Source organism: Cohnella sp. WQ 127256, from assembly GCF_024519285.1.
Classification (GTDB): domain Bacteria; phylum Bacillota; class Bacilli; order Paenibacillales; family Paenibacillaceae; genus Cohnella.
The window spans coordinates 271,258-284,736 of the sequence record NZ_JAMZCY010000009.1; the positions used below are offsets into that span (position 1 = coordinate 271,258).

A 13,479-nucleotide genomic window follows, 5' to 3' on the forward strand; every position below is an offset into this window, starting at 1 on the left:
ACCGGCCTCACCTCACCTTTCGGCTTTGCCATACCCCACTATAATAACATAAATTGATCCTTTTCGGTCAAACGGTTTCAAGCTCTTCCAGCGGAGGAATAAATATCATCACTTCATTAATTTCATCCGCTTCTAGGATAACCGAATCTGACCTAGAGCTAGGGTTCCCATTCTCTCCGTCCTGGTTACTAAGCTTTATTTGCCATTGGCCCATGACCGACCAGCTTGCTCCATTGTCCTTTACTACCTTGGGTACGAACGCTTGAGCACTTCCATTATGATCCATACGAATGGATGCTTGCCAAGCAATTGCTCGTAAGATCAACTCCTTACGAGTGGATGAATGATACGTTCTAGGAGTCGTAATCCACGTTGCAGGAATATCCGATACTCCTGGAAACAGTTCATTTGCGTCCGGTAAAGTCCGATCTGATTCAAACATGGACAGCGTATGACGTCTATACACCCAGCCCGACTCCTCCTCTCCATCCTCATCATGACTTGCTTCAACATTATCGTCATTAATGGAACCCTCTTGCGTTCTATCTAGTGGTGGTAAACCTATTTTCTGTAGTCTTGTGCGTAATTTCGGATAAGAGGCAGCGTCGATGATAAAGTCCCGATCCCCAACTTGCTCGATTAGCTTCTCCGCCATCTCTGAATCTTGTTTAAGTATTTCCGCAACATCCTTATTATCTGTACGAAGTAGCATGACTTCAGCAAAGTATATTTTACCAAGCGGCTTAAACCAATCCTCTAGTGCCTGGACAACCTGCCCCGGCAATGTATATTGGCTTTCCACCTGCAAAAAATCAACAACAAAGCTATTTGTGTACCCCCTGTTAAAGGCTCTGCTACAAGCATTTGGGGACATTCGATAAATAAATATAGCATCCGCAGTCACCCTATCCGCTATTTCATTTAGCACCCAGCGTTGTCTTAGCCCTGTTTCAGGCGGAACGAGAATTTCACCATCTGGCTGTACGAATATAGCCGGAAGTCCTATGGTGTCGGAGAGGTTAAGCAAGACATCTTGCGCTCCGATAAGGCCAATCTTTTTCCTGAATACAGCTTTATTACGACAAATGCCTCGTTCCACCCATCCGAACGCTTCCAGAAGTCCGAGCCACTTATTTATCGATTCTTCTTGATTGCTTGTAATTTGCAGTTGATCCTCTTCGTACCACTCCATCGTTCTCAACGAGAATATTACCGATGCTGTCAAATGCAATACCGGTTGAATGGCTCCGTATCTGTCCATGACGAGTTCATGTAATCTAATATCCGCTTCCATAGGAGACTGCGATATCCAGTTGTTCAGCTCAGAATCAGATATGCGGATTTCATTACCCACCTTCTGTAGTACTTTGCAGCACAAGCCAACATCAATTGCCAATGCGACGGGAGAAGGTAATTGTTCATGGAACGGATAATCCAGGGATAAGCATGACAATTCCTCTGAAGTCAATCGCATCTCCTCCGCTATTCGAGTAATGGAAGAACGAGGAATAGCTCCCTTTCCCTTGGTTGTCCAGGAGAACGGCTGACGATGAATGGCCTGCCAAGCGGATAACAATTCCAGTGACAACGGAAGACGATAAGGTGTGGGCTTAAACGTGATCTCACGTGAAACCAAATCCGTTAAAGCATCACCCTTTACGGGAACCAGCAAGTGCTGCCAAAGAGGAACATTATCTGTTGGGATATAGAGCAGTTGATCTCCCCATGCTTTGCGAACCGCAAACAAGATACCACTTCTACGTAGCTGTGCCACGGAAATGCGAATTTCAGCTCCTGTCATAGCCGTCGTCTGCTCCAACGAGTTGATTAGATCTTTAATCTCAAAAGGGTGAGCAGCGAATCGAATGAGAATCCCTCTAAGAACGTGATAACAAGAGGATTTCCCATATCGTTGTACCCATGTCGTTGCCCACTCGTGGCTGCTCAATATTTCCTCGAGCTTCAGCCCTTGATCTGATCTACTCTTGATCGTCGGTTCACTAACAATCAGCAGCTTAATCGCATCCGGAAGCCGTTTTATAGACATTGTTAAATTCATCGGTATACTCCTCCCTCTGTTGATACCACTCAGTGGACCCACTGGTCTACGTGATAAGGGTAGCCTTGCTCCAACAAAAATCGCCCTCGATTCCGCGAAAACTCCACCTCATCCGTCCCATCGCTCACCAACGAATAGAAAGTCGCTTCTGCACCTGACTTTTTTGGCCGTAATATCCGACCTAACCGCTGCGCTTCCTCTTGTCTCGAACCAAAGCTACCTGACACTTGAATCGCAATCGTGGCATCCGGTAGATCCACTGCAAAGTTTGCAACCTTAGACACGAGGAGAACATCGATATCACCTTCATTGAATCGGTCGAACAACAGCTTACGACTTAGATGGGGCATCTCGCCAGTAATCAAGGGAAGGGACAATTCACTCGATAGCTTGTGCAACTGGTCCAGATATTGTCCAATAACAAGTGTAGGCTTCCCACTATGGCGCTGTAGCAAGCTTTTAACCACTTCCGTCTTACGTGGATTTTCTCCAGCGATCCGATGACGACTCCGTTTAGATGCAGTAGAATAAGATATCGCCGTCTCTGCGTCTAACGGTACTCTTACTTCTGTACAAGTTGCGTGCGCGATCCAACCTTTTCTCTCCATTGTTTTCCACGGTACTTCATAGCGTTTCGGACCGATCAAGGCGAACGCATCCCCTTCTCGTCCATCCTCACGCACGAGTGTAGCCGTCAACCCCAGCCTTCTGGTCGCTTGTATGTCTGCTGTTATCCGAAACACGGGGGCCGGAAGTAAATGAACCTCGTCGTAAATAATGAGTCCCCAATCTCGATTGACGAACAGCTGTAGGTGAGGATATTCTTCGTCTTTGGAACGTCGATGTGTAAGTACTTGATAAGTCGCAACCGTCACCGGCTTCACGTTCTTCATCTGTCCCGTATATTCTCCAATCTCTTGCTCCGAAAGGGTTGTATTCTTAAGCAGCTCCGCGATCCATTGGGTAACGGACACTCTATTCGGTGTTAAAATAAGCGTTGCACACTTTAGGCTGGCTATCGCAGCCATCCCGACCCACGTTTTACCTGCTCCACACGGAAGAACTACGATACCACTCCCGCCTTCATGGGTCGATTCGCCTTTTCCGAGTAAAGCTTGGACCGCATCATTCTGATAGTCTCTTAGCACTATAGGATTACCTGATGCTGTTTCGTTGCACAATGAAACCTCTAGTGCCTCTCCAATGTGAAAACCAGCCTCATCCTTGACTGGAAACCCTCGCGCCGCTAGCTCACGCTTAATCCAGCCTCGCGCAGAAGTCGGAATGACAATATCCAGTCCGGTGGCGACGCCACTGAAAACCGATGCAACATCTTCCCAACCATATAACATGTCCAGCAATTCCTCGGTTTCCGCTGTCAGCGTTAATCCGTTCTCTGAGCTAACTAAGCGAAATTTCCCGTATCGCCCCATATGTGTGCGAATATCATCTTCCACGGTATGAGGAATTGTGTAACGGGATAATTCAGCTAATCTCTCTAACACAAGCTGAGCGCTCCAACCTAATGCTGCGGCATTCCATAATGTAACTTGTGTGAGATGATAAGTGTGCCATATGCCAGGTCGCTTATGTAGTTCAGCAATTTCCTTAAGAAATTCTCGGGTTACCTCGTATTCGGGGTGTCGTTCATCGAGCAGCAGCATTCCATCCGATTGCACCCATAACGGGCGGGTTGTATTCAATCAGCATCCCTCCTTGCCTCTACATCGTTCCCTTTCTAGAATCGTTAATGCATTTTCTTGAAAACCGGTAGCTATAGCAAAGAGGCCTACTTCCCGATCACCGGAAAATAGACCTCCATCTTCAATATGATTTTCCTTTAGCCCCATCGAACGATCCGACTACACATCCTGAGCTGAGTCGTCCGCAACCGAGATGAGCAGCTGAGCAGCATGGAGCATCGCTCTCTCCTCGATATCGAAAAGGGGGTGATGGTGTGGTGCGGAGCTCCCATCCTCAACCCCAGCGCCTACGAAGAAGAAGCAACCGGGCTTCTGTTCCAGATAGTATGAGAAATCCTCACCCGCCATGACTGGTTCGCAGGGTCCTGTAGCCGTCTCCGGTAGCACCTCAGAGATGATGCGCAGAACTCTCACCGCTTCTTTCGCATCATTAACGACCGGCGGATAACCTTCGAAATAGCGTAGCTTGTATTCGCAATCATACATCTCACAGCAATTCTTAACGATCTTTTCCAATCGTTTACGAACTACAGATCGGGTTTCCTTATTAAAGGAACGAATCGTTCCACTTAGCTTACAACTTGAAGCAATTACATTATTTGCTGAGCCTGCTGTAAATCGACCAATTGACAGTACCGCCGATTCAAGCGGATTGACATTGCGAGCGACGATTGTCTGAAGCGCCATAACCAGCGATGCACCCACAACCAGAGCATCTTTGCTTTCATGAGGCAAACCGCCATGTCCGCCTCGCCCTATAATTTCGATCTCAAATTCATCAGGCGTTGCCATGAAGGGTCCTGGCCTTGTTGTTGCAGTTCCATAGGCTAGCGGCGACCATAAATGGATGCCATAGATCGCATCAACGCCTTCAAGTGCTCCATCTTCAATCATGCGAATCGCGCCCCCAGGCAATACTTCTTCACCTGGTTGGAACAAGAATACCCGAGTCCCCGCTGTCTCTTCCTTATGAAGGCTATAATAACGAGCCACTCCAAGCAACTGTGCCGTATGTCCGTCATGTCCACATGCGTGCATCACTCCGGTAACCGTAGATCGATACGCACATTCCTTTGCATCCTGAATCGCAAGTGCATCAATATCTGCGCGTAGGGCTATTGTGCGTCCAGGCAAATCGCCTCTCAGCTTAGCCACAATGCCGGTTCCAGCAACACCCCTACGTACTTCAAGACCCCAACCCTCCAACAGGTCGGCTATCATTAGAGATGTTTTATATTCTTGGAAAGAAAGCTCTGGGTGTTGATGCAAATGCCGGCGCCATTTCACCATATCTTCAAATAGAGACTGTAGTGTTTTTTCATTAACTGTCAAGGTGGCGCCCCCTTTCCTATGATCCATTAATACGAGAGAATACTCGCACTATTGTTACCATTGTATCAGAAAGCTATCGCCTCCGTAACCGCTCCCTAGGGAAGGAAGCTGGAAATTGTCAATGAACGTTCGAACTTGTGATCGACGGCAGGCTTGCAGAAGGCTCATAAACCGACTATCATGGAAAAGGATAACGCTTTTCGACCTTCCAAAGGAGGATTTTCCATGTTACTTGACAATTCTGGATTAATCGGATTACGCAGCGACCTCGGACACCTGGACGAATCCGGTGATAAATTGGGCTTTGTACGCTGGCAGTGGGAATATCGTCGTGCTACATATGACCTTAAGCTGCACGATCGCACGAACAATGAAGATTATTTCTTACGCATTACGACAAGAGCCGTTGAAGGCAAGCTCGAAAATCCCCATGCTATTCTCGAAGTTGAAGCTGTCTATATTGGACGAGCAACATTCCCGCATGGTCTCGATTATGAATCTCCGATACCATCAACAATCTTGAATGCTGCAACACAGCGTACGCAGGAATTAGTAAAGCTACTGTCCTAGTGGCACGGAGGAATCAGCGATGAAGACTTCTCCGGAGAGTGGCCAGCGGGGCACGCCAGATTTTCTGTTGCTTATTCTGACGCTTCTGCTCGTGGGATTTGGTCTTATCATGGTGTTCAGTGCTAGCTCCAGCATGGCAGTCTCCAAGCCCGCCTACAACAATGACGCCCTTTACTTCGTGAAGCGCCAGTTGATGTGGGTCGGGCTAGGTGGTTTTATCATGCTTGTGATGATGAACATTCATTTTCAGAAGTACAAGAAGCTATTCGTTTTGTTCTTTATTGGGACCCTTGTTCTACTTATCCTCGTTCCGATTATCGGGGAGACAAGAAACGGGGCTACAAGTTGGATTGGAGTTGGCACCTTCGGTGTTCAGCCGACGGAATTTGCCAAGCTTGCCATCATCCTATATTTAGCTGCTATCATTGCGAAGAAAGACGAGAAATTCCGTGACTTTAAGAAGGGGCTTCTCCCCGTTATGCTCGTTGTCGGATTTTTCGCCTTCGTCATAATGTTACAGCCGGATTTCGGCTCTTGTGTTATTCTCGTGCTATGTGCATCTGCTATCGTCATTGCTGGCGGATCCAACTTGAAGCACATCATGCTGTCATTTGGTGTTCTTCTTGGCCTGGCTGCACTAGGGACAAGCTTATACTTCCTGATAAACCCGGATGCCGATTTCGGCTTTCGTGGTGACCGTTTCACAGCCTTCATAGATCCTTTATCAGATCCGGATGGGAGCGGCTATCATATGCTACGTTCTCTTGAGGCTTTCGGACATGGTGGATTAATGGGTACAGGGCTAGGCAATAGTGTTCAGAAATTGTTCTACCTGCCTTATGCATACAATGATTTTATTTTTGCAGTAATCGGTGAAGAGCTTGGTTTTGTTGGAACAACGATTTTCATTTTGTTTTATATCGTTTTTCTATGGAGAGCCCTTATCGTATCGCTGAGATGTCCGGATATCTACGGTACATTAGTCGGGATCGGTCTTGTGTCCCTAATTGCCATTCAAGCACTTATTAACATGGGTGGAGTTAGTGGGGCTATTCCGATCACTGGAGTCACTTTGCCTTTCATAAGTTATGGGGGTTCCTCTATGCTTACCTTGCTTATTGGCATGGGTGTTCTCCTCAGTATATCTAGAGAGTATAATCGAGTGGGGAAAGCAACCCCTACGACCAATTCTAGAAGGCACCAAGCCTAACCTCCTATTTTCTAAATTAAAAAACGTGATTAAGCGCCGATTCCAGCTGCTTAATCACGTTTTAATTTATGCTTATTTGCTTTTACTTCACGCGATGCGGATCTTCTTGCTCCTCATCCTTGAAGGCTACGCCCTCAACCTTAACGTTTACTTCCACAACATTCAGTCCAGTCATATTCTCCACAGCTTCCCGAACATTGTCTTGCAGCCTACGGCTGACTTCTTGAATGGGAATACCGTATTGGACAACGATTCTTAAATCAATAGCCGCCTCGACTTGCCCTACTTCGACGGATACACCCTTTTGCGCATTGCGTCCACTTAACCGTTTGGCTAAGCCTTCCGAGATCCCGCCCGACATAGCGGCAACTCCAGGTGTCTCCAATGCAGCTAATCCGGCTATTGTTGCGACGACATCATCAGAAATTCTAATCATTCCTTGTTGCAATTCTTCCGTCATGGCGGCTCACTCTCCCGAACCTAGTATGCTTCCATTGTAATGGAAGACTAGGTCAGAATCAACCGTAAGCGAACCAACATAACCCATAACAATTATGTTCATCCCTTCGTTTACTTCATTATATGAATTGGGTATAGTAATAAATGTAAATATTAATACAAAAACCGAAATGGAAGTTGGTGTTTATAGGATGAAAAAGCTGTTTTTTCCTTTACTTATCGTAACCTTTATCATCAGTGCAGTATCCCATTACATGAAATGGGGAGCCGTACTCGAATTCTCGTTCGCAGGGCTGGCGATTTTGTTTGCCGCAGGTCTTCTCGGCAAAGCCACAGAATCCGTCGCTCATTATGCTGGTCAACGATTGGGCGGCTTTCTTAACGCTACATTTGGTAACGCTGCAGAGCTTATTATCGCTATATTTCTTATCAAGGAAGGGTTATTTGATATCGTTAAAGCAAGCTTAACAGGAGCCATTATCGGTAACCTCTTATTAGTCCTGGGGGTAAGTGCTTTAGTAGGTGGTTTAAAATTTAAGGAACAGAAGTTTAACGTCCATCTCGCTGGTCAGAATGCCTCTCTGATGCTTCTCGGCATCATTGCTCTGTTCATTCCGGCAATCTTCGTTAAAACAGAGCATATCTCCGAGCACAACACAATGAATATAAGCATAATCGTTGCTGCCTTACTTATCATTGCTTACGTTGGATGGCTCATCTATTCCATGGTGACACACAAGGATATGCTGGAGGATCATGTGGATACCCAAGCCGCTCATGGCGAAGAGCCTGCCTGGTCACGTAATAAATCGATTATTTTCCTCGTCGTCGCAACCGTCATGGTCGCTTTCATTAGCGAATGGCTAGTACATACGCTTGACACCTTCTCCTCGCGCTTTGGCTTGTCTGAATTGTTCGTAGGTGCGTTTGTAGTCGCCATCGTAGGTAACGCCGCAGAACACAGTGCAGCCGTTATGCTAGCCTTGAAAAACAAAATGGGAGCAGCTATCGAGATCGCGATTGGAAGCAGCCTGCAAATCGCCTTATTCGTCGCACCCGTACTTGTTTTTATTAGCTTACTCTTCGGCAAAGAAATGAATCTCATCTTCACTACAATTGAGCTTGCCGCAATTGCAGTCTCAGTATTGATCGCGACCTCTATTTCTAGGGATGGATCGACGACTTGGTTCGAGGGTAAGCTGCTTCTCATTGTATATATTATACTTGGCGTATCTTTTTATTTCGTCTGAACAACCTCGGTACAAAAAAGAAGAGTAGCACCTGGTGGGGTGCTACTCTATTTTTGTTTCCAACGCTTCGTATAAAATCGCCAGATTGCGTTCCAGCTGGCTAATTAGCAATTTGCCCGCTTCTTCCTCTACTAATCCCGTCCGAACCGCGAAATCAACCGCTCTCGAGAAGCCGTACATTTGGGTGTCCAGCACTTCCTCATATAGCGGGCATTTACGGGTTGTCAGATTTTCCATCTGGATGGCGATCAATTTCTCGATTTTGTCGGCATCTTCCTGAAGTAGACGTGATGCCTTTTCATTCAGATCAATGATTGTATCTGATGCTGCCATTCCCATTCCCCCTGTGCCCAAACTCCCAATAAAGAGCTACCTGCTTTGGTCATCATCAAACGTTGCAAGTAAACCATCTCTAGCTATCAGTTTAATATTAGACGATATCGCGCAGAAGTACAAGACGAGGGTTGCCCTTTATATAAAAACATCTCGTCCTAGAGGACGAGATGTCATGCATAATACGATTTGGTTGCTGATTTTTGACTATTCCACAACTTTAACATTCAAGCTATGTTTCGCGAAAATCGCTCCTAATTCCTTCTTTGCTTCTTCGGCATCCGGTCCATGAACGTGAAGTTCATAGGACAGATTACCAACTAACGTAGTAAACAATCCAAGAATACTTTTGACATCAATATACTTGTTCTCTGCTTGAAGAACGATTGAAGAACGAAACTTGTTAGCAACTTGGGACAATTCTACAATAGCTGCGTTGTTAGACATGGTATCTCCTCCTAAATATTAGGCATGCAATCTCTTCCACATCATACCTTGTTCCCCCAAAGTCACGCAAGAGGGGGAATGTATTATTTTAGCGATTCTGGGTTAAGCCCTTCTAATTCTGGAATAACGAAAATTCCGTCTTTACGTATTAGCACATCGTCGAAATACACTTCTCCTCCGCCATATTCTGGTCTTTGAATAAGTACCAAATCCCAATGGATAGAGGATCTGTTGCCATTGTCCGTAACATCATACGCTTGACCTGGCGTGAAATGGAGGCTTCCGGCGATCTTCTCATCGAACAAGGTGTCTTTCATTGGATGCAAAATATACGGGTTGAATCCCAAACTAAATTCTCCAATATGGCGTGCTCCATCGTCACTATCTAGCAGCTCGTTTATACGATCAGTATCATTAGCGGTAGCTTTAATGATTTTACCGTTCTCGAAAGTGAACTTAATGTTCTCGTAAGTAAACCCGTTATATACACTCGGTGTGTTATAAGCGATCGTTCCGTTGACGGAATCACGAATCGGGCAAGAATACACTTCACCATCCGGAATATTTCGCTCCCCTGAGCACTTCTGAGCCCCGATCCCCTTAATAGAAAAGGTCAGATCCGTTTCAGGAGCAACTATCCTAACTTTATCCGTCTTGCTCATCAATTGCTGTAGAGGATCCATGGCGCGGTCCATCTTAGCATAATCAAGATTGCATACATCAAAATAAAAATCTTCGAACGCTTCCGTGCTCATATTAGCCAATTGAGCCATCGAACTGTTCGGGTAGCGCAGCACCACCCACTTGGTTTTCTTCACCCGTTGTTCCATATGTACAGGATGCCGATGAATCCGATCAAACAGCTTCATCTTGTCTGCAGGAACATCAGCCAACTCGTTCACATTCTCTCCGGCACGGATGCCAATGTAGCCCTGCATTTGCTTCATTCGCTCGAGGTCATAGGTAGCCCATGTTGCCAGTTGCTCTTCATTAGCATTGTTAAGCAGCGTCCTCAATACAGAACGGTCCTCTATTTCAACAAATGGGTTCCCACCTAACCGGGCAACTTCTTCAATTAAGCATTTCAGTAGCTCGCGCTCGGAACCAATCATTTCAATAAGTACATTATCACCAGGCTGTACCTTTACAGAATATCCCGCCAGATTGGCAGCTAGTTTTTGTAATCGTGAATCTCGCATAATCGGAAAATCTCCTTTACCCTATTCGATATTAGACTTACTCATTGTACCACCTTGAGCCTTATTGGTGAAATTCGTTTCCGATATTCTCTTCTCTTTGTATGACTTGTTATCCCATGTATAAGAGAGTACAGTTTCTTCTTTCAACTGAGATGGAAACCAGCTTCTCGCATCCGCAGTCCAGTGACACACTGTCGTCACCTGTAGCGTGGACAACGTCGCCTCCAGCCTCATATTTGCCTCGTGCAATATTTGGTCAGCCTTCACTGGATCACCCCGCAGAAGGTCTTTATCAGCTCCTAGGAGCGCAAGCTCATCTCTTAGCCCTTGAACGACTCGTTCTTTAGCCGTAGCATCCTCTAACTTGATTTCAAATTGAACGGGTTGTGAGCTTACAGGATTCTCCGAATAAGAGATAACCGCAGATTTACCTTTTATGGATTCCAATAATTGCAACGGTCGATAAGCTGTCTTCTGTTGAGAATTGGCAGAGGTTGAGGTAGATAACGTATCTGAGTTTTTCCATTGCAGCTTTAGATTCCCATGCGAGGTCACCTCCCCCTCATAAGCATCCTTCCTGCGGACAGTGCCGCTCGGGTCGAACATAGATACTTCCCCAGTGAATTCGTAGCTCTCACTCCCTGACAGTGCAGATGCAGATAAGGCAAAGGCTTCATTCGCAGACAATTGGGACGGACTATTCATGCAACCCTGAACGTTAAGCAATAGTAGCGCTGCGCCACCTATCACGACAAACCTCCATTTCCTATCCTTCAAGACAATCCCTCCTTACTTTACTCCGTATCGTCTCCCCTTTTGCCCCGTATATACAAACAAAAGAAGCTTACTTGAAGTCATGTGACTTCTAGCAAGCTTCGTAACAAGAAAATTTAGCCAACCACGACGCAATTGCGACCATGATGTTTTGCTTCATACAAGGCCATGTCAGCCTTGAAAAACAAGGATTCTACACTTACTTTTTCATCTGCTACCCGCCATTCCGAGATGCCACAAGATACTGTAACCTGTGGGTTCGTCTCGGTCTCGACCCGTTGACGAATTCTTTCAGCAACTCGTTCGGTTTGTTCCAACACAAGCAAGGGCAAATAAATAGCTAGCTCTTCCCCACCCCAGCGTGCAGCAATATCACTATCGCGAATCGAAGTTCGGATAATCCCGCTCACTTGGATCAAGATGTCATCACCGATTTGATGACCGTAAGTATCGTTAATTTTTTTGAAATGATCAATGTCGACGACGATAAGCGTGCCTGAGCTATCTCTGAGCTGTTTGCGACCAATTCTTTCGTTTAAGTAATGACGCGCATACAATCCGGTCAAATTATCGGTAATGACCATCCTGCGGACTTCAGCATGTAAGGTCGCATTGGACATCGCAAGCCCTAGATGAGCTGACAGGACCTGCAATAGCTTATAATTATCGTAGGAGAAATGATTCGGTTCACGTTTCGTTATTAACACGGCACCTATTACATCACCATTAAGCAGCAATGGCGCAGCTAATAGTGATTTGGATTTCGTTACATCCATCAATTGGGAAGCTACAGGTGACGCCGAGCAGTAGTCCGACAAAATGATCGGTTCCTTCGTCGACCACATAATCCCGCAGAAGCCGTATTCTTTCGAGTACGTTTCTCCAATCATCTCCGCGACATTAGCAGATAAGACAACAAACTCCTGGTTAACCGGATCGAATTGTAAAACACAGCAAAAGTCTGAATTAAATATCGATAACAACTCAACAGAGGCGAATTGCATCGTATCCGAAAGCTTTAAGCTACTATTAAGTCGTTGAGTCAGTTCATTAATTAGACGTAATTCCCCGACAAGGATGTTAGCTTGTTCATGAAGCTTAGCTTTCTCGAATGCCGCTCCCGCTGCAGCAGCAAGCATCGCTAGGAAGCTAATATCCGCTTCATCGAATTCGTCCTCCTGAGGCGTATTAAGCCTCAGAACCCCATATACCCCCTGCTTACCCGATAAGGGTAAGGCAAGCTGATGCCGACCATTTGAACGCTCCACCCGGATTTTACCGTCCACGAAAGCTGATTTGCACAAATCCATGTCATTAAGGTGGAAGGCTAAAGGCTTAACCTTCTCATTCGGGCTACTATAATCCTGAGATAAGAATAAATCTACCTTGCATATCGGATATAACTGCTCGAGACTATCCAGCACCTCGGACAGAACATTTTCTACATCAATATGATCGTTCAATCGACGCATCACATCAAACAAAATCTCTCTACGGCTTTCTTCTTTCATTGAGAGCTTCCGCTCTCTTAAAAGACCGCTGACGAAGAGATTTTCGAAATGACGATAAATACAACTACGAATATGTAGAGCTGCCGCTTGTAGTAGCTTTAAATCGCCAGCCTGAGCCGAACCTGCTGGTAAAAGACAAGCAACAATCGCACAAGGAAATCCTGTTGTACGAGTGAAGATTGGAACAGCGATGGAATCGAATTTTTTAAGTCGTGACATTAGATGCTCTTCAGCGCGCATTAACGTTGGTCGGCATGTATCAAGTGCCGTGCTTGCCGCAGTCGGACCTATTACTTCTACGTTCCATGAAGCGAGATCAAGCTCAGTATCTTCCATCTGGCCGCCAATGGATACACACGTTCCGTCTGGATGGAGCATTATCATCACTCCGCCAAGCCATGGGAACCCTTCAACCTCATCCAGCCAATCCGTGAAGCTGCTCATTAGCAACGAATGAGTGTATGGAAGATCTGCTTCTGTCAGATCCTGCTTCTGTAACCAAATAGGCAGCTTTTGACGGGCGCGGGATGGATTCTGCATATCCTCTAACGCTTCGTGATGCTGCTGTGTTTTTCTTTTATCAACCATACCCGACACCTCCGGTCCCGATGTCCACTTTCTTTTTACTATAC

Annotated in this window: 12 protein-coding genes; 3 read left to right on the forward strand and 9 right to left on the reverse strand. The window is 45.9% G+C overall.

The genetic code is table 11. The features are described from left to right. Positions 1 to 67 precede the first annotated feature (67 nt). From M1K58_RS24580 to M1K58_RS24590, 3 genes are all read right to left on the reverse strand, one after another. A complete protein-coding gene (locus M1K58_RS24580; protein WP_256761530.1) occupies positions 68 to 2,059 on the reverse strand; it encodes a helicase-associated domain-containing protein in 1,992 nt (663 codons plus the stop codon). Between the two features lie 29 nt (positions 2,060 to 2,088). Next, positions 2,089 to 3,762 (reverse strand): DNA repair helicase XPB, encoded by a 1,674-nt coding sequence (locus M1K58_RS24585; RefSeq protein ID WP_256761531.1) that lies wholly within the window; start codon positions 3,760 to 3,762, stop codon positions 2,089 to 2,091. Positions 3,763 to 3,921: 159 nt separating this feature from the next. After that, the gene (locus tag M1K58_RS24590; RefSeq protein WP_256761603.1) at positions 3,922 to 5,052 is read right to left on the reverse strand and encodes a M20 metallopeptidase family protein; all 1,131 of its coding nucleotides are present in this window, start codon (positions 5,050 to 5,052) and stop codon (positions 3,922 to 3,924) included. A 267-nt stretch (positions 5,053 to 5,319) separates the two neighbouring features. Between M1K58_RS24590 and M1K58_RS24595 the strand changes: the two genes are divergently transcribed. Then, positions 5,320 to 5,664: a YugN family protein gene (locus tag M1K58_RS24595; RefSeq protein ID WP_256761532.1), complete on the forward strand. Its 345-nt coding sequence runs from the start codon at positions 5,320 to 5,322 to the stop codon at positions 5,662 to 5,664. Between the two features lie 19 nt (positions 5,665 to 5,683). After that, entirely contained in the window at positions 5,684 to 6,874 is a 1,191-nt protein-coding gene (gene ftsW, locus M1K58_RS24600; protein WP_256761533.1) for a putative lipid II flippase FtsW, read from the forward strand. Between the two features lie 82 nt (positions 6,875 to 6,956). On the opposite strand, the gene M1K58_RS24605 is transcribed toward ftsW, so the two are convergent. Then, on the reverse strand, positions 6,957 to 7,334 hold the full coding sequence (locus M1K58_RS24605; RefSeq protein WP_256761534.1) for an Asp23/Gls24 family envelope stress response protein: 378 nt from the start codon (positions 7,332 to 7,334) through the stop codon (positions 6,957 to 6,959). A 190-nt stretch (positions 7,335 to 7,524) separates the two neighbouring features. Between M1K58_RS24605 and cax the strand changes: the two genes are divergently transcribed. After that, positions 7,525 to 8,583 (forward strand): calcium/proton exchanger, encoded by a 1,059-nt coding sequence (gene cax, locus M1K58_RS24610; protein ID WP_256761535.1) that lies wholly within the window; start codon positions 7,525 to 7,527, stop codon positions 8,581 to 8,583. A 42-nt stretch (positions 8,584 to 8,625) separates the two neighbouring features. Here cax and M1K58_RS24615 read toward each other — a convergent pair whose 3' ends face one another. The 5 genes from M1K58_RS24615 to M1K58_RS24635 all read right to left on the reverse strand — a co-directional run bounded on the left by M1K58_RS24615 (position 8,626) and on the right by M1K58_RS24635 (position 13,435). Further along, entirely contained in the window at positions 8,626 to 8,916 is a 291-nt protein-coding gene (locus M1K58_RS24615) for an Fpa/YlaN family protein (RefSeq protein ID WP_256761536.1), read from the reverse strand. A gap of 207 nt (positions 8,917 to 9,123) precedes the next feature. Beyond that, positions 9,124 to 9,363 carry an HPr family phosphocarrier protein gene (locus tag M1K58_RS24620; RefSeq protein WP_256761537.1) on the reverse strand — a complete coding sequence of 80 codons (240 nt, stop codon included), beginning with the start codon at positions 9,361 to 9,363 and terminating at the stop codon, positions 9,124 to 9,126. A gap of 83 nt (positions 9,364 to 9,446) precedes the next feature. Continuing rightward, entirely contained in the window at positions 9,447 to 10,562 is a 1,116-nt protein-coding gene (locus M1K58_RS24625) for an aminopeptidase (protein ID WP_256761538.1), read from the reverse strand. 21 nt (positions 10,563 to 10,583) lie between these two features. Then, on the reverse strand, positions 10,584 to 11,339 hold the full coding sequence (locus M1K58_RS24630; RefSeq protein ID WP_256761539.1) for a hypothetical protein: 756 nt from the start codon (positions 11,337 to 11,339) through the stop codon (positions 10,584 to 10,586). 113 nt (positions 11,340 to 11,452) lie between these two features. After that, positions 11,453 to 13,435: a diguanylate cyclase domain-containing protein gene (locus tag M1K58_RS24635; RefSeq protein WP_256761540.1), complete on the reverse strand. Its 1,983-nt coding sequence runs from the start codon at positions 13,433 to 13,435 to the stop codon at positions 11,453 to 11,455. Positions 13,436 to 13,479 lie beyond the last annotated feature (44 nt).

What these genes read in the sequence shown, in the direction of transcription:
- M1K58_RS24580 (WP_256761530.1), bottom strand. Translation starts at nt 2,059, where the DNA reads ATGAATTTAACAATGTCTATAAAACGGCTTCCGGATGCGATTAAGCTG.
- M1K58_RS24590 (WP_256761603.1), bottom strand. Translation starts at nt 5,052, where the DNA reads ATGGTGAAATGGCGCCGGCATTTGCATCAACACCCAGAGCTTTCTTTC.
- M1K58_RS24595 (WP_256761532.1), top strand. Translation starts at nt 5,320, where the DNA reads ATGTTACTTGACAATTCTGGATTAATCGGATTACGCAGCGACCTCGGA.
- ftsW (WP_256761533.1), top strand. Translation starts at nt 5,684, where the DNA reads ATGAAGACTTCTCCGGAGAGTGGCCAGCGGGGCACGCCAGATTTTCTG.
- M1K58_RS24605 (WP_256761534.1), bottom strand. Translation starts at nt 7,334, where the DNA reads ATGACGGAAGAATTGCAACAAGGAATGATTAGAATTTCTGATGATGTC.
- cax (WP_256761535.1), top strand. Translation starts at nt 7,525, where the DNA reads ATGAAAAAGCTGTTTTTTCCTTTACTTATCGTAACCTTTATCATCAGT.
- M1K58_RS24615 (WP_256761536.1), bottom strand. Translation starts at nt 8,916, where the DNA reads ATGGCAGCATCAGATACAATCATTGATCTGAATGAAAAGGCATCACGT.
- M1K58_RS24620 (WP_256761537.1), bottom strand. Translation starts at nt 9,363, where the DNA reads ATGTCTAACAACGCAGCTATTGTAGAATTGTCCCAAGTTGCTAACAAG.
- M1K58_RS24625 (WP_256761538.1), bottom strand. Translation starts at nt 10,562, where the DNA reads ATGCGAGATTCACGATTACAAAAACTAGCTGCCAATCTGGCGGGATAT.
- M1K58_RS24635 (WP_256761540.1), bottom strand. Translation starts at nt 13,435, where the DNA reads ATGGTTGATAAAAGAAAAACACAGCAGCATCACGAAGCGTTAGAGGAT.